The sequence below is a fragment of the Actinoallomurus sp. NPDC052274 genome (assembly GCF_040679475.1).
Classification (GTDB): domain Bacteria; phylum Actinomycetota; class Actinomycetes; order Streptosporangiales; family Streptosporangiaceae; genus Actinoallomurus; species Actinoallomurus liliacearum.
The window spans coordinates 1-16,828 of record NZ_JBFAUT010000107.1 but is presented as its reverse complement, the minus strand read 5'-3'; the positions used below and the strand labels follow the sequence as shown (position 1 = coordinate 16,828).

The 16,828-nt window shown below is 75.4% G+C and carries 13 protein-coding genes; 5 read left to right on the top strand and 8 right to left on the bottom strand.

Translation table 11 applies throughout. The features are described 5' to 3' along the window. The first annotated feature begins 41 nt into the window (after window positions 1–41). From AB0K82_RS43410 to AB0K82_RS43390, 5 genes are all read left to right on the top strand, one after another. A complete protein-coding gene (locus tag AB0K82_RS43410) occupies window positions 42–761 on the top strand; it encodes an SDR family NAD(P)-dependent oxidoreductase (protein ID WP_364409282.1) in 720 nt (239 codons plus the stop codon). A gap of 35 nt (window positions 762–796) precedes the next feature. Further along, window positions 797–1,525: a FadR/GntR family transcriptional regulator gene (locus tag AB0K82_RS43405; RefSeq protein ID WP_364409279.1), complete on the top strand. Its 729-nt coding sequence runs from the start codon at window positions 797–799 to the stop codon at window positions 1,523–1,525. Next, a complete protein-coding gene (gene dgoD, locus AB0K82_RS43400) occupies window positions 1,522–2,667 on the top strand; it encodes a galactonate dehydratase (RefSeq protein ID WP_364409277.1) in 1,146 nt (381 codons plus the stop codon). Before AB0K82_RS43405 ends, dgoD begins: the two co-directional genes overlap by 4 nt. Before the next feature lie 118 nt (window positions 2,668–2,785). Then, entirely contained in the window at window positions 2,786–3,802 is a 1,017-nt protein-coding gene (locus AB0K82_RS43395; protein ID WP_364409274.1) for a sugar kinase, read from the top strand. 125 nt (window positions 3,803–3,927) lie between these two features. Beyond that, window positions 3,928–4,572: a hypothetical protein gene (locus AB0K82_RS43390; protein ID WP_364409272.1), complete on the top strand. Its 645-nt coding sequence runs from the start codon at window positions 3,928–3,930 to the stop codon at window positions 4,570–4,572. 230 nt (window positions 4,573–4,802) lie between these two features. On the opposite strand, the gene AB0K82_RS43385 is transcribed toward AB0K82_RS43390, so the two are convergent. The 8 genes from AB0K82_RS43385 to grpE all read right to left on the bottom strand — a co-directional run bounded on the left by AB0K82_RS43385 (window position 4,803) and on the right by grpE (window position 16,747). Continuing rightward, window positions 4,803–5,462: an NAD(P)H-binding protein gene (locus AB0K82_RS43385; RefSeq protein WP_364409269.1), complete on the bottom strand. Its 660-nt coding sequence runs from the start codon at window positions 5,460–5,462 to the stop codon at window positions 4,803–4,805. A 58-nt stretch (window positions 5,463–5,520) separates the two neighbouring features. Continuing rightward, window positions 5,521–6,447 (bottom strand): NADP-dependent oxidoreductase, encoded by a 927-nt coding sequence (locus AB0K82_RS43380; protein WP_364409266.1) that lies wholly within the window; start codon window positions 6,445–6,447, stop codon window positions 5,521–5,523. Window positions 6,448–6,546: 99 nt separating this feature from the next. Next, window positions 6,547–8,388 (bottom strand): hypothetical protein, encoded by a 1,842-nt coding sequence (locus AB0K82_RS43375; protein ID WP_364409263.1) that lies wholly within the window; start codon window positions 8,386–8,388, stop codon window positions 6,547–6,549. Window positions 8,389–8,392: 4 nt separating this feature from the next. After that, entirely contained in the window at window positions 8,393–10,810 is a 2,418-nt protein-coding gene (locus AB0K82_RS43370; RefSeq protein ID WP_364409260.1) for a hypothetical protein, read from the bottom strand. After that, entirely contained in the window at window positions 10,807–11,964 is a 1,158-nt protein-coding gene (locus AB0K82_RS43365; protein WP_364409257.1) for a GTPase, read from the bottom strand. The genes AB0K82_RS43370 and AB0K82_RS43365 overlap by 4 nt, the downstream gene beginning before the upstream one ends. An 85-nt stretch (window positions 11,965–12,049) precedes the next feature. Then, window positions 12,050–14,596 (bottom strand): hypothetical protein, encoded by a 2,547-nt coding sequence (locus tag AB0K82_RS43360; RefSeq protein ID WP_364409254.1) that lies wholly within the window; start codon window positions 14,594–14,596, stop codon window positions 12,050–12,052. Then, window positions 14,596–16,215, bottom strand: a complete 1,620-nt coding sequence (locus AB0K82_RS43355; RefSeq protein WP_364409252.1) for an Hsp70 family protein — start codon at window positions 16,213–16,215, stop codon at window positions 14,596–14,598. The genes AB0K82_RS43360 and AB0K82_RS43355 overlap by 1 nt, the downstream gene beginning before the upstream one ends. Before the next feature lies 1 nt (window position 16,216). Then, window positions 16,217–16,747, bottom strand: coding sequence for a nucleotide exchange factor GrpE (grpE, locus tag AB0K82_RS43350; RefSeq protein WP_364409249.1), 531 nt, complete (start codon window positions 16,745–16,747; stop codon window positions 16,217–16,219). Between the last annotated feature and the right edge of the window lie 81 nt (window positions 16,748–16,828).

Genomic DNA, 16,828 nt, shown 5'->3' with positions numbered 1-16,828 from the left:
CCCGCCCGGCGCCCCGGCGGTACGCCGGGCGGGTCGGCCTGGTGACCGGGGGAGCCTCCGGCATCGGCGCCGCGACCGCGGTCCGCCTCGCGGCCGAGGGCGCCGCCGTGCTGATCGTCGACGTGTCCGCCGAGGGGGAGGCCGTCGCGGCGCGCGTCCGGGAGGCCGGGGGCCGGGCCGCGTACCTGGCCGGCGACGTCAGCCGGGAGGACACCTGGGACCGCGCCGCCCGGGTGGCGGAGGAGGCGTTCGGCCCCGTCGACGTCCTCGTCAGCAACGCGTACGTCGTGGACGTCGCACCGGCCCACGAGCTGTCCCCGGAGTCCTGGCGCCGCCAGATCGACGTGTGCCTGACGGCGGCGTTCCTGGGCGCGCGGCGGCTCCTGCCCGGCATCGCCGAGCGCGCCGGCGCCATGGTGATCACCTCGTCGGTGCACGCCCTCGTCGGATTGCCCGGTCACCCCGCGTACGCCGCCGCCAAGGGCGGGCTGGTCGCGCTGACCCGGCAGCTCGCCGTCGAGTACGGCCCGGCAGCGCGGGTCAACTGCGTGATCCCCGGCCCGATCATGACCGCGGCCTGGGAGCGGGTGGACGAGACCGACCGCGCGAAGAGCGTCCAGGCCACCGTCCTGCGGCGGTTCGGCGAGCCGGAGGAGGTGGCCGCGGCGATCGCCTACCTCGCGTCGCCGGACGCCTCCTTCGTGACCGGCGCCGCCCTCACCGTGGACGGCGGCTGGAGCATCGCGCGGGACTCCGCGTGAGGGGCCGCGCCGGCGAACGGGACGGTGGGTGACCCGTGGCGTTCTACGGTGGCCGCGGACTGCACGGTCAGACCGTCGAGGCCGTCGCCAACATGATCTTCACCGGGGAGTTCCAGGAAGGCGACGGCATCGACGTCGCCGGCCTGCAGAAGCGGCTCGGCGTGAGCTCCACGGCGCTGCGCGAGGCGCTGAAGGTGCTGACGGCCAAGGGCCTCATCCTCGCCCGGCCCAAACGCGGCACGTTCGTCCGGCCCCGGTCGGACTGGAACCTCCTGGACGGAGACGTCATCCGGTGGAAGTTCGCCGCCGGGCCGGACGACGCCTTCCTCCGCGACCTGCACGAGATCCGGTCCATCATCGAGCCGAGCGTCGCCGGGCTGGCCGCCTTCCGCCGCGACACCGTCCAGCTCATCGCCCTGGAGCGGGCGCTGCAGCGGATGGACCGGGCGCGCGGGGACGTCGCCGAGGCCACCGCCGCCGACGTGGAGTTCCACCGCGCGCTGCTCGTCGCCACCGGCAACGAACTGCTGATCCGCATGGACGTCATGATGGGCGCCGTCCTGGCCGGTCGCGACGCCCTGGTGCACGGGGTGGTCGGCGGCGCCGACGCGATCCCGAGCCACCGGGCGGTCCTGGAGGCCGTGCGGGCCGGCGACGGCGGCACCGCCGAGGAGGCCATGCGGGCGCTGCTGCTGCGGGCCTGGCGGGATCTGCACCGCGTACGAGGCGAACCCGGCGGGATTCGGGGCAGAGCACAGGAATGAAGATCGCCAAGATCGAGACGTTCCTCGTTCCGCCCCGATGGCTGTTCTGCCGTGTCGAGACCGACGACGGCCTCGTCGGATGGGGCGAGCCGGTCGTCGAGGGCCGCGCCGAGGTGGTGCGGACGGCCGTCGACGTGCTCGCCGAGTACCTCATCGGACGTGACCCGCTGCGGATCGAGGACCACTGGCAGGTCCTGACCAAGGGCGGGTTCTACCGGGGCGGCCCGGTGCTGTCGAGCGCCGTCGCCGGGCTGGACCAGGCGCTGTGGGACATCGCGGGCCGGTGTTACGGAGCGCCGGTGCACCGCCTGCTCGGCGGACCGGTGCGCGACCGGGTGCGCGTCTACGCCTGGGTGGGCGGCGACGAGCCCGCACGGCTGCGCGACGCGCTCGCCGAGCAGGTGGAGGCCGGGTTCACCGCCGTGAAGATGAACGCCTCCGGCCTGCTGTCCCGCATGCCCACCGCGGCGGAGATCGGGGGGATCGTCGCACGCGCCGAGGTCGCGCGGGAGGTGCTCGGCCCCGCCCGCGACTTCGCCCTCGACGCGCACGGCCGGGCGACCGTGCCCGCGGCCCGCCGGATCCTCGCCGCCGTCGCGCCGTTCCACCCGATGTTCGTCGAGGAGCCCGTCGCCCCCGAGCACCTGTCCCGGCTCGGCGACCTGGTGAGCGGCACCACGGTGCCGGTCGCGCTCGGCGAACGGCTGTACTCCCGCTCCGACTTCCTGCCCGCCCTCCAGGCGGGGCTGTCGATCGCCCAGCCCGACCTCTCACACGCCGGCGGGATCTCCGAGACACGGCGCATCGCGGCGGTCGCGGAGGCGTACGACGTGCAACTCGCGCCGCACTGCCCGCTGGGTCCGATCGCGCTCGCCGCCAGCCTGCAGGTCGCGTTCGCGACGCCGAACTTCCTGATCCAGGAGCAGAGCGCCGGCATCCACTACAACACGGACGCGGACCTGCTCGACTACGTCCTGGACCGGGCGCCGTTCACCTTCGTCGACGGGTACGCCGTACGAAACGACCTGCCCGGTCTCGGCGTCTCGGTGGACGAGGCGGCGGTACGCGAGGCCGACCGGCGGCCGCACGCCTGGCGCAACCCCGTATGGCGCCACGACGACGGCTCCCTGGCCGAGTGGTGAGCGAGCCCATGGCGCCCCGGACCGAGCGAGGCCGTGGCACCCTGGACGACGTGACGGAGCAGGGTATGACGGCGCACGGACCCATCGGCCGGACGACCGCGAAGGAGGCCGCGTGGGCATGACGCGACGACGGGCCACGACGGCGGGCCGCCGGCCGGCCGACCGCCGCGAGGACGTCGCCCGTCCCCACGAGGTCGTCACGATCGGCGAGGCCATGGCCGCCCTGCGCGGCGACGGCCCGCTCCGGCTGGGCGGCCCGCTCACCCTCTCGATGGCCGGCGCCGAGGCGAACGTCGCGATCGGACTCGCCCGCCTGGGCCACCGTGTCCGGTGGGCGGGTGTCGTGGGCGCCGACGAACTCGGCGAGCTGGTGCTGCGCACCCTGCGGGCCGAGGGCGTCGACGTGGGCACGGTACGGCGGGACCCGACCGCGCCGACCGGTCTGCTCCTGCAGGAGCATCGGGTGGCCCACGTCACGCGCGTGCACTACTACCGATCCGGTTCCGCCGGATCGGCCCTGCGCGCCGACGACGCCGACGCCGCGCTGCCCGTCGGCGAACCGGCCCGGTTCCTGCACGTCACCGGCATCACCCCCGCCCTCGGCCCCGATCCGCGCCTCGCGGTCGAACGCGCCGTGCGCCGCGCCCGCGAGGCCGGCACCCGGATCTGCCTGGACGTGAACTACCGATCCCGCCTGTGGTCGCCCGACCTGGCCGCCCGGGTCCTCGGCGAGCTCCTGCCCTGCGTCGACGTCCTGATCGCCTCCGAGGACGAGCTTCCGCTCGTCGCGGGCGGGGAGACCGGCGAGGAGCGCGCGGCCGGCCAGCTCCTCGACACCGGGATCGGTGAGGTCGTCGTCAAGCACGGTGGCGCGGGGGCGCGGGTCTGGTCGGCCGCCGGCGCGGTACGGTCGCCCGCGCGCACCGTGCCGGTGACCGGTACCGTCGGCGCCGGTGACGCCTTCACGGCCGGCTACCTGTCCGCCGCCCTCGACGACCTGCCGATCCAAGACCGGCTCGACCGCGCCGTCACCGTCGGGGCCTTCGCGGTGGCCGCCGCCGGGGACTGGGAGGGCCTGCCCACCCGCGCCGAACTGGCGCTGCTGTCCGCGCCCGACGGCGGCACCATCCGCTGACGCACGCGTTGAGGACCTCATCGAGCCGATGTCGAGCGCGGGGTTGCGCGTAGGAGATCCGCGCGAACGATCCTCAGTGGGACGGACAACGTCCCGAAGCATTCCTCAGAACAAAGGACACAGGCATGAGCATCGACTTCAGCAAGAGGCCGGCCACGACGCTCACGAAGAACGACGAGGCCGTGGGCGTGGCGCTCGCCGACAAGGTCAGGAGCGTGATCACGGCCGAGCTCACCTGGCGCTCCGGCGTCACGGGCGGCTCGGACCTCGACCTCTTCGGCTGGGTCATCGGTGGGAACGACGTCGTCGTTCCCACCCCCGGCAAGGACACCACGCCGCTCTCGGCGGACGTGGCCACGGTCGTGCACCACCACAACCTGGGCTCCCTGCAGGCCCCGCCCTTCATGCAGCACCAGGGGGACCGCCGGACGCCGGGACGCGAGGTCATGTACCTCACCGGGCTGGCGGAGCAGGGCTACGCCCTCTTCGGGGTGTACCAGGCGTACGGCAACGGCTCCGGATCCCTCAGGCGGTTCGGAGCGACGGTGACCGTCACCGACACCGAAGGCAACAAGACCACGGTGCCGCTGCTCGGAAGGAACCCCTTCCGGTACTGGGCGACCATCGCGGTCGTCGACTGCACGGATCCGCGGGGCTACGTGGTCCGCAGGGCCGAGAAGTACAGCCGGCTGGGAACCGAGCGCTCGCCCGTGCTCTACGCGGACGGCTCCTTCAAGATGAACCGGGGACGCAGGTACCTGGTCAAGTAGGCGACGGCCCGGTGTCCTGACGGACCGTCGCCTCACCCTGGGGCCCGCCTGCACATCCGCAGGCGGGCCCTTCGTCCCCTCTCGGTCTTGCTCCGTCACCGCGAGCGAAGGACGGACCGCCGGTCCCGCTTGCGTCATCTGCCGGAATGGGACCTGAGTGGGACGACGTTCTCGTCCGGACGATGACGCGGCGCCGTCCGGTGACGCGTCGGGCCGGGTGAGGCGCGCCCTCAGGCTCGGGCGGCGGCGCGGACGGCGTCCTCGATCGGCGTGTCACCGCCGACGAGTTCGAGGGTCCGCCCGGCGGTGCCAGGGGTGTCGAGCAGCGCGGCGATCACCCGCGCCACGTCGGCGCGGGTCACCGTACCGCGCGGCACGGACTCCTCCAGCCGGACGCGGCCGGTCGCCGGGGCGTCGGTCAGGCCGCCCGGGCGCAGGACCGTCCAGTCCAGGTCGCGCCCGCGCAGGTCCTCCTCGGCGGCCGTCTTGGCCGCGATATAGGCGGCCCAGACGTCGTCGCGACCGGGCTGCGGCGGCCTGCCCGCGCCCATCGAGGAGATCTGCACGAACCTGCGGACCCCGGCCCGCTCGGCCGCGTCGGCCAGCAGCACCGACGCGGCGCGGTCGACGGTGTCCTTGCGGGCGGCACCGCTGCCCGGCCCCGCGCCCGCCGCGAACACGACCGCGTCCGCCTGGTCCAGGTGGACCGCGACGTCCTCCAGCGTCGCGGACTCCAGGTCGCAGACGACCGGGGCGGCGCCGGTGGCCGCGACGTCGGCGGCGTGGTCCGGGTTGCGGAACAGGCCGACGACGCCGTCACCGCGCGCCGCCAGCAGCTCTTCCAGGAGGAGGGCGATCTTGCCGTGTCCCCCCGCGATCACGATTCTCATGTGCTTCCGAACGCGGCGAGGCCCTGATGATCTTCCCGCGGGCCGCCGGCCGGCCTCCTCACCCGATCTCCAGCACGATCTTCCCCCGGGTGTGGCCCTCGGCGCTCAGCCGCTGCGCCTCGGCCGCCTCGCCCAGCGGGAAGGTCTTCGCGACGGTGACGTTCAGCCGCCCGTCGTCGGCCAGGCCCGCGAGCGCGGCGAGGTCGGTCGGGTCCGGCCGGACGAAGACGTACCGTCCCCCGCGGTCCCGGACGGACGGGTCGACGATCGACGCCCAGCGTCCCTTGTCGGTCAGCAGCCCCGGCGTGACGTCGATGGCCTCGCCGCCCACGAGGTCGAGGGCGGCGCTCACCCCGCCAGGTGCCAGGCGGCGCACCTCGTCCGCGAGGCCCGGCCCGTACGCGACCGGTTCGGCGCCGAGTTCGCGCAGGTAGTCGTGGTTGTGCGGGCCGGCCGTGCCGATGACGCGGGCGCCCTTGGCGCGGGCGATCTGCACGGCGAACGAGCCGACACCGCCCGAGGCGGCGTGGACGAGCACGGTGTCGTCGGGAGTGATGGCCAGGGCCTTCGTGAGCGCCTGGTAGGCGGTCAGCCCGGCCAGCGGCAGCCCGGCGGCCTCGGCCCAGGACAGTCGCTTCGGTTTGCGGCCCAGCGTGCGCAGCGGCGCCGAGACCAGTTCGGCGTACGTGCCGCGGCCGATGTGGTCCTCCCGGACGTACCCGATGACCTCGTCACCGGGGGAGAACTCGCTGACGGCCGGGCCGACCCGCTCGACCACGCCCGCCAGGTCCCAGCCGGGGATGACGGGGAAGTCCGTGGTGAACAGGCCGTCGAGGTTCCCCTCCCGGATCTTCCAGTCCACCGGGTTCACCCCGGCCGCCTTCACGCGTACCAGCACGAAGTCCGGTCCGACCTTGGGATCGGGCACGTCGGTGAGTTCGAGTACGTCCGGGCCGCCGTAGCGGTGCATCGTTATCGCTTTCACACCACCAGCCTTACCAGCGCCCGCTCGCTGACACCTCGATCCGCGCCGGGCCGCGCCGGGAGCGGACCCCGGGGCGGCCCGGGGTGGAGCGCGTGGTCCTCAGCGGAACCGGGTGTAGCCGGCCAGCCCCAGCAGGAGGAGTGCCGTGGGGCCGAGTACGACGAGCGCGGTCAGCAGGACCCCGCGGCCGAACTGGTACGTGAGGGGAACGAGCCGTTCGGACCGGCCCGGGGCGCGCCACGAGACGCGCCGTTCCGCCGCGCCCGACCCCGGCCCCGCCGCGCCGGACCGTTCCGCCGCACCCGATCCTGCGGCGCCCGGCTCCGCGGCGCCCGGCTCCGTGGTGCCTGACCGCTCCGTCGTGCCTGGTCGCTCCGTCGTGCCGGGCCGGTCGTCGCGGGCCCGGCCCGGCGGCTCCGCCGACCCGCGGTCCTGCCCGTCGATCGGCAGTCCGACCGCCCAGGCGAACAGGTCGGCGAGCGCGGCCGACGGGGTGTCGAGGCCGGAGGCGAGGTAGCGGACGTGCCCGGCGGTGCGGTCGAGCGTGCGGATCGTGTTGCCGAGACCGACGCCCTCCAGCCAACCGCGAACGTCCTCCTCGACGTCCCGGCCGACCGACGTCCGGCGCAGGACGTCGGCCTTGGTGACGACGACGGCGATGCGACGATGCCGGCCCTGGTCGGCACGGGAGCGCAGGTCGGCCAGCAGCCGCTGCAGCGTGTCGGCGGGGTCCTCCTCGGACGTCGCGGTCGCCTCGACCAGCAGCCGTTCCTCACGGGACAGCGCCGGGCGCAGCTCGGGCAGGGCGAACGGGTCGATGACGAACAGCAGCGCCTCGCCGTGGTCGAGGTAGCGCAGCCGCTCGACCCGCGTCGCCCCGGTGTGCAGCTCACCGGCCGGGTCGAACAGGTAGAGGATCCGGTGGCCCGCGGGCAGCGTCACGTCCAGCATCGTCGCGGCGGGCAGCTCCGGCCCGGTCTTGGCCAGGCGTCCGCCGGCGTCGAGTTCGGCGAGGGCGTCGGCGTAGGCGCCCGCGTCGCGCGCCTCGACGAACTCCGCCCGCCCACCGGACGCGGCGGCGCCGGCGCGCAGCGCCCGTACCGCCAGGAACATCAGCGTGGTCTTGCCGGCGGCGGGCCCGCCGACGAACGGCAGCGGCTCGACCCGCGCCCGGCCGATCCGCCCGGGGAGCGGGCGTCCGCAGTGCGGGCAGTAGGCGCTGAGCCGGAACCGGCCGAGCAGGATCGTCGTGGGCAGCCGGGCGCCGCACCGGCAGACGTGCCGGAACGCGCCGAGCCGGTTCGGCACCAGCCGGAAGTGCCGCGCGTCGCAGTTCGGGCAGGCGTACGACGGCAGCGCCAGCCGCTCGTAGCAGCCCGGATGGGGACAGGCGAGAAGGATCCGGCGGTAGGCCGTCCAGAGCCGCTCGACCGTCCCGAGCACCAGGACGCAGACCGACCAGGCGACCAGGCCGATGCCCGCCACCGACACGGTCACCACGGCGAAGGCCAGCGCGGCGAAGGCCAGCGGCAGTGCCGACAGCAGGATCCCGGCGCACAACCCGAGCCAGATCGGGAACACGGCGAGCCCCTGGGGGAGAGGCAGCATCCGGGCCGTCAGCGTGGTGACGGCCCCGCGCGCCTCCGTCAGGCACCAGGGGATCGTCCGGAGCGTCAGCGTCCGGGCGTCCCGCCAGACCTGGTCGATGAGGTACTGCGGGTACACCGGGTCCGGTGCGTCGGCCGCCGGCCGGGGCACGGCGGACGGCCCATCCAGCCGGACGGCCGTCAGGGTCCGCCACGCGACGACGGCGAACCGGCCGATCCCCGCGCCCGTGGCCGCGACCAGGGCGACCGGTACGGCGACCGGGACGACGAACACGAACTCGACCCACACCAGGCCGACCCAGAGGCAGAACAGCAAGGCGTAGACGACGGGCATCGCGTCACGCCCCCCGCCGCGCGCGCCGCCATGCCGCGGCCAGTCGCGGGTCGCGGTCGGTGAGCGCCGACTCGACCTGCCGCCGGGCGAACCTCCCCAGCCCGTCCGCCCACGCCGCGAGGGCCGCGACGGTCACACCTGCCTCCGTGAGGCGCGCCTCGACCTCCGCCAGGTCCGTGCGGCCGTGCCGGTCCAGGTCGGCGGCCGGCCAGGGTTCCGCCAGGTCGTCGCGTACGGTGTCGGGCGCCGCGACGAGCATCCGGGCCCGCGCCGCGGGCGAGCGGCCGGCGAAGACGCGGGAGACACCGGCCAGCGCGCGTTCGTGCAGCGGATCGCCCCGCCGCAACGTGGTCAGGAACCCGGCGACGTCCTCCTCGGAGCCGACGCGCAGCGCCCGCTCGTAGGTCAGGACCATGCGCGCCGCGCCGGCCAGGGTCGGCAGCCGGTCATGGATCAGCCGGGCGAGACGTACGCCCTCCTCGGCCTCCAGCGGCAGGCCGTCGAACACCCGGCGGGGCAGGGCGCGCAGGACGGCGAACCGCCGCATCGCCGGGCCCAGGCGTTCCACCAGCCACCGGCACTCCGGCACCGTCGGCGGATCCGCCCACAGCACGCCGAGCAGGTCTTCGACGTCGGGCAGACCGTGGGGTTCGAGCTCGACCAGCGCGGCGGTGGCCGTCAGGCGGTCGGCGCGCGCGGACAGGACCAGGCCTCCGGTGCGCGGGGCACGCGTCCAGTCCCGGTCGCCGAGCGCGGCACACGCCTCCGGCGTCAGCATCGCCCGCCGGACCGCCGGGAGGCTCGCCTCCAGCCCGGTCACCACGCCGGAGGCCATCGCCTCCCGCCAGAGCGGCGGAGTCGCCTCGACCGCCGCGGCCACGTCACCCGCGCCACGCCGCGCGCAGGCGGCCGCCGCCGTGACCAGATGGTCGGCGTCCACCGCGCCGCCGACCTGGACCGCGAGGTCGACGACCCCGGCGAGCGCCCGCAGGTCCGGCGCTCCGGCCATCGCCGCCCGGAAGTCCTCCGGCAGCCCGTCGCGCAGCCGTACCCCGGTCAGCCGCGGCCGCAGCGCCGGGTCGGCCAGGGCCAGCCGGACACAGCACTCGGCCGCCTCCGGTACCGCGTCCGCCAGCGCCGCCGCCAGTTCGAAGCCGACCGCGGGCAGCGCGGGCCGCAGCGACGGCCAGGTCCAGCCGGGCACCCCGCGAGCGCGGACCAGCCCCGCGGCCACCGCCTGCTCGCCGGCGGAGACGGCCGTGTCCCCCCGGCACAACGCGAGCAGCGCCGCCGCGCCGTCGAGCGCGGACACCCCGCCGTCCCGGAGGTGAGGGGCGCCGCCCGCGCCGTCGGGGGAGGAGACCTCTTCGTTCCGCGCGGGACGCGCGCCGCCCGCCGCCGCAGAGCCGGCGGCGTGGACCTTCCCGTTCGGACGCGCGCCGCCCGCCGCCGCGCCTCCGGGCGGGACCTCCCCGTCCGGGTAGTGACGTGGCGCGCCCGCCGTGCCGCCGGGCGAGGAGGCCGCCCCGTCGGCGGAGCGCCCGGAACCCCGGGAGTCCCGTGTCGCCGTGTCCTCGAGCGCGCCGGGGTCCTGCGGTCCGTCGGCGATCAGCTCCCCGACCGCGTCGATGCCGTCCAGGTCACCGGTCCGCCAGCAGTCCGTGATCACCCGCGCGAACCGGCCCGGCCGCGCGCCGTCCGGGGCGAACGGTTCGTCGAGGCGGAAGCCGCCGTCCGGGCAGGCGGCCGGGACGGTGCCGACGATGACCTGCGGCGCGGCGTCCGGGTCGGCGGCGTACGTCGTGAACGAGAGCCGCGCCGCGAGGTCCGCGGGCAGCGAGTACGACGCCACCGCGATCCACCGGGCGACGACCTCGGCGTCCTCGGCGACCAGGACCACCCGGCCGTGGCCCGCGTCCACCACCGTGGCGACGGCGTCGAGCAGCGCGGCGAGCCGGTCGTGCGCCCGCTCGCCGCCGAGCCGTCCGACGAGCGACTCCGGGTCGAACGCCGTGCCGGGCGTCAGGACGGCCGCCGCCGGCTCGTCCGCCGGCACGGCGGCGTCCCACAGGGGGGAGTCCCAGAACTCGATCGGCCGCAGCCCCTCCATCTCCTCCGGAGTGGCCACGATCGCCTGTCCGAGGAAGTTGCCGTACCGGCCCGAGTAGTCGCGGCCGGTGTACCGGCAGCGGGCCAGCACGGTGTACTCGTCCGCGCGGCCGTAGGTCAGCGCGATGGGGAAGCCCGCCAGCTCCTCGGGGCCCGGCGCGGACGGCGCCCCCGGCGGCGGCCGGTACGCCATGTACGACGTGACCGCGCCGATGACGTCGGGCGGTGTGTCCGGGCTCATCTCGACGAACTGGAAGCCCGACCGGCCCGTCGGCCCGCGCTCGGCCGAGGTGTAGGCCAGCCGCCAGATCATCCGCGGGCCCCGTCGAGCATCCCGAACCGGTACAGCAGCCACAGCAGCGGGTCCTCGACGCGGTACGGACGGATGCCCCCCGTACCGACCGCCCCGTCGCGTGGCAGACCGCCCAGCGCGGAGACTCCGAACAGGCCGTACTCGGCGTACTCGTGCCCCAGGTAGCGGTCGAGCTCGCCGGCCTGCCAGTCGTACAGCAGCGCGCGGACCTGCTCCTGCACGGCCTCCCGATCGTCCAGGTCGAGCGCGTCGGTTCGCTCGCGGTGCCGCTGCAGCGCCCCGTCGAGCGGCAACGCGTCGATCTTGGTGAGCGCCACGGCGGCGGGGACCGGCAGCCGCCTGCCGTGCGGGACGTCCCGGCCGGCGCGCAACAGCTCGGTGACCCGGGCGATGACGTTGACGGGGTCGCCGTCCGGGTCGCCGTCCCCGGTCTTCAGCTCCAGGGGGTCGATGAGGAAGATGATGGCGTCGGCCGCCGCGAGATAGCGCAGATGCAGGTCGGTGACGTCCCGGCTGCGCAGGTCCTCACCCGCCGTGTCGAACAGCACCAGCGTCAGGGACATGTCCCGCTGCCGCAGCCGCCGGCGCCGGGTCCGGGTGAGGAGGTACACCAGCGGGTCGCGCGGCGTCGTCACCGCGCTGGCGGTCGCCGGCAGCAGCCGCCGCTCCCCGAACAGCGGCCGGTGGAAGTCGCGCTTGTAGCGCTCGATCGTGCGGTCGTCGCAGGCGACGAGCGAGGTGCCGAGCTCCGCGCCGATCCGGTGCGACAGCTCGTGCAGCAGCACCGCGATGTAGGTGCTCTTCCCGGAGTTCTTCGCACCGACGAGGGCCACGATCTTGCCCGGCGTCTCGCAGTACGCCGCGGGCAGCGGGTTGTGGCACTCCGGGCACGCGCGGCGGGCCGTGGTCTGCCCGCACTCGGGGCAGACCGCGCGGCGGGCCGGAGCCCGGCCGATCCGCGGTCGCGCCGACGGCTCCGGCGGTCCGAAGACCGGGGGCAGCGACGCGGCCGCCGCGGAGCCGGTATAGGCGGCCAGCCGCTCGTCGAGGCGCGGCGCGCAGCCGGGGCCGCGCCCAGGACCGCCCGCGCAACGGAACGCGATCCGTTCGCGCTCCACCCGCGCGAAGCAGTAGGGACAAGTGATCGACGGCATCAGCCCTCGCGTTCCGGTCGAGCGTCGCCCCACCCGGAGGCCGTGCGGGAGCCGGGGCGGTCGTGTCCCACGTCGTATCCCATCCTCAGCCCACCTTCAGGTGGCGGACCGGGGGGTCGCGCAGGTCGATTGTGTCGTCTTCGGCGAAGCACCGCAGCCAGTACGGCCGGGCCAGGCGCGGCAGCGCGACCTCGAGGCGCGCGGGCACGTCGACGTCGTCCCAGGTCATCACCGTCCGCCCGTCGCCGGGCCGCTGCGGCATGGGACCCGACCTGGTCACCAGGACCAGCCGCCGCAGGCGTACGGGGACGGCGGCGGACAGGGTGACGGTCAGCGGGCCGCGCAGGCGGGGTCGGCGCACCTCGTAGCCGACGGCGGTGCGGCCCGGCACCACCGTGGTCACGGGCGAGCCGGTGACCCGCCGTCCCTGCGCCGTCCCCGCCGCGGCGACCTCGATGGTGACCGTCTCGTCCGCGGGCGCCGCGAGGCGCACCCCACCGTGGGCGTCGTACCCGGCACGGCCGACGGGCAGGCGGCGCGCGTCACCGTGGCCCGACCACCAGGCGACCTCGACCTCGGTGACGTCCGGCGGCCAGTCGAACCCCAGGATGATCACCTCGCCGCGCCGCTGGGCGATCAGTTCGCGCGGGGGCGTCAGGCTCACGTGCTCGCGGTACGCGCCGACGGTGGCGAGGTCCCCGGCGACCGAAACGGCCAGCAGCACGCCCGGGCCCGTCTCGACCGTGAGGCCGCCCGGAGCGGGGACCGCGCGCAGCACCCGGCCCACGCGCCGAACGTCCTCCAGCGGCAGGGTCGTGCCGGGCGGCCAGGGCGGCGGCCGGTCCATCGCGACGAGCTCGACCTCGCCGTCGGCCGGCGGCTCGAAGGTGACGGCGAGCCGCCCGGCGGGGTCGTGCTCGACGTCGAACCCGGTCACGGGGCCGGGCCGGGCGGCGGGCGTCGCGGCGGCGTGCACCCCGGCCGTCACGGTCTCCCCGCCGTCGGCGCCGAGGTACGCGGCGGCGATGCGGTAGTGGTAGGTCGTCCCGTTGCGCACGGTCTCGTCGCGGAAACCGGTGCGCGCCGCCGGGACGGGCGTGCCGTCCCGGGTCACGATGACGCGGATCGCCTCCGGCGGGCAGGACCAGCGGGCCGCGACCACGCCGTCCGCGGCGGTCACGGTGACGTCCGCCGGCTCGGGACGCACGAGGACCGGCCCGGCGACCGCGGGCGCCGACGCCGCCGAGCCGCGCACGGCGAACACCGCGTAGTAGACGGGCGCGTTGAGGGGAGGCGCGGGGTCACGGGCGTGCGCCGCCTCCGCCGCGAGCCGCTCCCCGTCACCGGGGTGCCGGGGGACCCGCCCCAGGCAGCGCAGCACCACGTACCCGATCTCCCCGACGCGGGACGATGACGGCGACCAGCACAGCGCGACGGCGGCGCCGTCGACGGCCGCCTCGAGCCGTCCGGGCGCCTGGGGCGGCAGCCCGGCCTGCAGCTCGGCGGCGCCGGGCAGGTCGCCGACCAGCCGCAGCGCGTCGGCGAGCCGCAGCCACGCCCCGTCGGGGTCGGACAGCAGGAGGGACGCCGCCTCCTGGCGCAGCGCCGTCGCCGCGGCCACCCGCCGCCGGGCCTCGTCCGCGAGGACCCGTGCGTCGTCCGCCAGGGCCCGCCCGTCGCCGGCCGGCTCGCCCGCGAGCTCGGCCAGTTCGGCGGCCGCCTGCACCTCACCGGCGTCGATGAGGTCGCGCAGCCGCGCGGTCAGACCGCCCGTCGGGGCGGTCTCCCGCCGGATCGCGAAGACCAGGCGGCGCGCGTCGTCGCGGTCCACCCCGAGCTCGTCGGCGGCGTACCGCAGCAGCGCGCCCTCCGAGGCCCGCTGCTGGTGCCGTTCGCGCAGCCGCGCCACGATGTCGTACCGCACCAGCTCCGCCAGCCGGGCGCCGACCTGACGCACCGCGACCAGGACCGTGTCGGCGTTGGTGCGGTTCCCGTCGTGCGGTCGCCGGCTCCACTGCTCACCGACCCGCTGTGCCGCGGGCCGCAGGTCGGGGGTCCCACCGAGGACGCGGCCGGCGTGCGGCTCGCCGGTCAGGAACTCGCGCAGGTGCCGCATGCCGAGGGCGTCCAGCGCGTCACGGGCCCGCGCGTACCCGGCGTAGGGCGGTGCGGCCGGCAACGGGTCCGGCTCCCGGATCTCGAGGCCGGCGGCGCGGGCGACGTCCGCGGCCTCGCCGCCGATCTCCCGCAGGTCGGCGGGCGACAGCATGCGCAGGTCTCCGGCGGCGTCCAGCAGCCGGTCCCGCAGCTCGGCGCGGCGGTGTCCGGCCCGGTCGCCCGCGGCGGCGATCTCGGCGCGCAGCGGCGCCAGGTCGCCGGCCGCCGCCCGCTCGAACAGCGGCGCGAGCCTCAGGTGCTCGCCTTCGAGGCGGTCGACCAGCCGGCGGAACCGCAGCTGGCCCCGTGCCTTGCGCCAGCAGGTGCGCACGCGTTTGACCCGGTCGGCCACCTCGCGCGCGACCAGCGGATCCGGCAGGGCGTACCGCAGGCGCAGGTCGTCGGGCGGCTGGTCCCCGGCCGCCCGGGCGGGCTCCAGCACCTCCCGGACATAGCGCCGTTCGTCAAAGACCACTAGTCGACGCGTATGTGGGCCAGGTCGGTGCGGGACTGGTGCACCTCTTCCTCGGACATGCCGCCGACCCGCACCTCGAGCGTGAGCTCCTCGGTGGTCTCCTTCTCCACGGCCGTGACGTGCAGCAGCCCGGAGGTGTCGAGGGCGAACGTCACCTCGATGGGCCACCCGGCGGGCTTGCCGGGCGGAATCTTCAGCTCGCCGTCGGCGATGGGCGTGTTGTGGGCGACCTCGGTCGACTCCGTGCTGCCCGCCTGCTCGACCACGATGATCTTGACGATCGTCTGGTCCTCCTCGACGGTGCCGAACTCGCGGGTCTTGCCGCGGGGAAGTGCGTCGTTGGCGTGCACGAGGTGGACGACGTGCTCCTGCTCGGTGTCCGGGTCCAGCGCGATGATGCCGAACGCGCGGGAGGCCACGGTCGTGATCTGCCGGGTCGCCATCCGCTCCTGCTCGGTCTCGGACAGGCCGGCCCGGGTCGCCAGGTCGAGGGCCTGGTCCGTCTCGCCCTTGGCCAGGAGCTGACGGTAGGTCTCCTCGAAGGCGTACAGCGCGGCGCCCTTGGCGACCGCCAGGTCGGGGTCCTGCAGGCGGGGGCTGAGGGCCAGCTCGCCGGCCAGCCGCCGCTGCACGGCGGGCATCTTCGTGGAGCCGCCGACGAGCACCAGGTCGTCGTAGTCGGACACGCCCTTGCCCGCCGCGGTGGCGAGCGTGCGGCCGGTGATCTCGATGGTGCGGTCGAGCAGATCCTTGGTGATCTCCTCGAACTTGTCGCGGGTCAGCTCGACCGTCGCGACCCGGCCCTCGTGCATGACGCGGACGACGTGCCGGGTGCGCAGCGACAGGGCCTTCTTGGCCTCCTCCGCGTCGTGCCGCAGTTGCTGCTCGGTGTGCTTGTCGTCGAGGGGGTCGCCGACGTCGGGGTGCTCCTCGGCGAACCGTCCGGCGAGGTACTCGACGACCCGGGCGTCCCAGTCGGCGCCGCCCAGCTCGTGGTCGCCGTCGGTGCAGACCACGGAGATGTCGCCGCCGCGCAGGGTGATCACGGTCGTGTCGAAGGTGCCGCCGCCCAGGTCGTACACCAGGATCGTGCGGTCCGCGGACCCGTCGTCGGCGTCCTCGCCGTCGGTGGCCGTCGAGGGGTTGAGCACGCCGTACGTGATGGCGGCGGCGATCGGCTCGGAGATGATGTCGATGACGTTCAGGCCGGCGACGCGGCCGGCCTTGCGGGTGGCGTCCCGCTCGGCGGCGCCGAAGTAGGCCGGCACCGTGATGACGACGTCGCGGACCTCCTCGCCGGTGGTCGAGGCCGCGTCGGCCACCAGTTTGCGCAGGACGAACGCGGAGATCTCCTCGGGGGAGTAGTCCCGCTCGTGCAGCTCGCGCGGCACCTCGTGGCCCATGTCCCGCTTGATCAGGCTGACCACCAGGTCGGGGAACAGCACCGCGGTGTCCTTCGCCGGCGCGCCGACGACGACGTTGTCGGCGGACTCGAAGTAGACGACCGACGGCGTCGTGTCGGTGCCCTCCATGTTGCGCAGCACGGCCGGGCGGCCGACGTCGTCGATGCGCGCGATGCACGAGTGGGTCGTGCCCAGGTCGATACCGTAGACAGCCATCTCAATCTCCTCCGACGGGTTCGGCCGCCACCCGGGCGACGATCACCTCGGCACGTCGTGCGATCCGGTCACCTCGGACGAAGCCGGCCCGCTGCACCCTCGCGACGGTGCCGTCGAGCTCCGCGTCGTCCACGCCCTGGACGCCCGCCGGCCGGTGCCGCGCCGGATCGAACGCCTCACCCGTCGCCACGGGCATCCGCTCGACGCCGGTGCGGGCGAGCACCTCGGCCAGCTCGTCGGCGATCGCCGCCAGCAGCACCGGCGTGTGGGCCGCGTCCACCGTCTCCCGCTCGGCCTCCCGCCGCACCAGGTCGTAGAGGCGGTACAGCGCCGCGCGCACCGGCTCGAACGCCGCCTGCAGCTCGCCGTGGCGCAGCCGCTGGTTGTCCTCGTACAGCCGGTCGATGACGCGCTCGCGGTGTGCCGCCCGCTCGTGATCCCGGCCGACGGTCTCGGTCAGCCCGGCCAGCAGCGAGCGGATCTCGTCGAGCGACGCCGCGACGGACGGCCCGGGACCGTCGTCTTCACCCACGACACCGAACTTCCCGACTGACGCTCCGCCCGCCCGTTAACCGGCAGCCCCACAAAGTGATCACTGGCACCTACTGCGCTC

Excerpts from the sequence above, each read along its gene's own strand:
- dgoD (WP_364409277.1), top strand. The coding sequence starts at position 1,522 with ATGAAGATCGCCAAGATCGAGACGTTCCTCGTTCCGCCCCGATGGCTG.
- AB0K82_RS43395 (WP_364409274.1), top strand. The coding sequence starts at position 2,786 with ATGACGCGACGACGGGCCACGACGGCGGGCCGCCGGCCGGCCGACCGC.
- AB0K82_RS43390 (WP_364409272.1), top strand. The coding sequence starts at position 3,928 with ATGAGCATCGACTTCAGCAAGAGGCCGGCCACGACGCTCACGAAGAAC.
- AB0K82_RS43385 (WP_364409269.1), bottom strand. The coding sequence starts at position 5,462 with ATGAGAATCGTGATCGCGGGGGGACACGGCAAGATCGCCCTCCTCCTG.
- AB0K82_RS43375 (WP_364409263.1), bottom strand. The coding sequence starts at position 8,388 with ATGCCCGTCGTCTACGCCTTGCTGTTCTGCCTCTGGGTCGGCCTGGTG.
- AB0K82_RS43370 (WP_364409260.1), bottom strand. The coding sequence starts at position 10,810 with ATGATCTGGCGGCTGGCCTACACCTCGGCCGAGCGCGGGCCGACGGGC.
- AB0K82_RS43365 (WP_364409257.1), bottom strand. The coding sequence starts at position 11,964 with ATGCCGTCGATCACTTGTCCCTACTGCTTCGCGCGGGTGGAGCGCGAA.
- AB0K82_RS43355 (WP_364409252.1), bottom strand. The coding sequence starts at position 16,215 with ATGGCTGTCTACGGTATCGACCTGGGCACGACCCACTCGTGCATCGCG.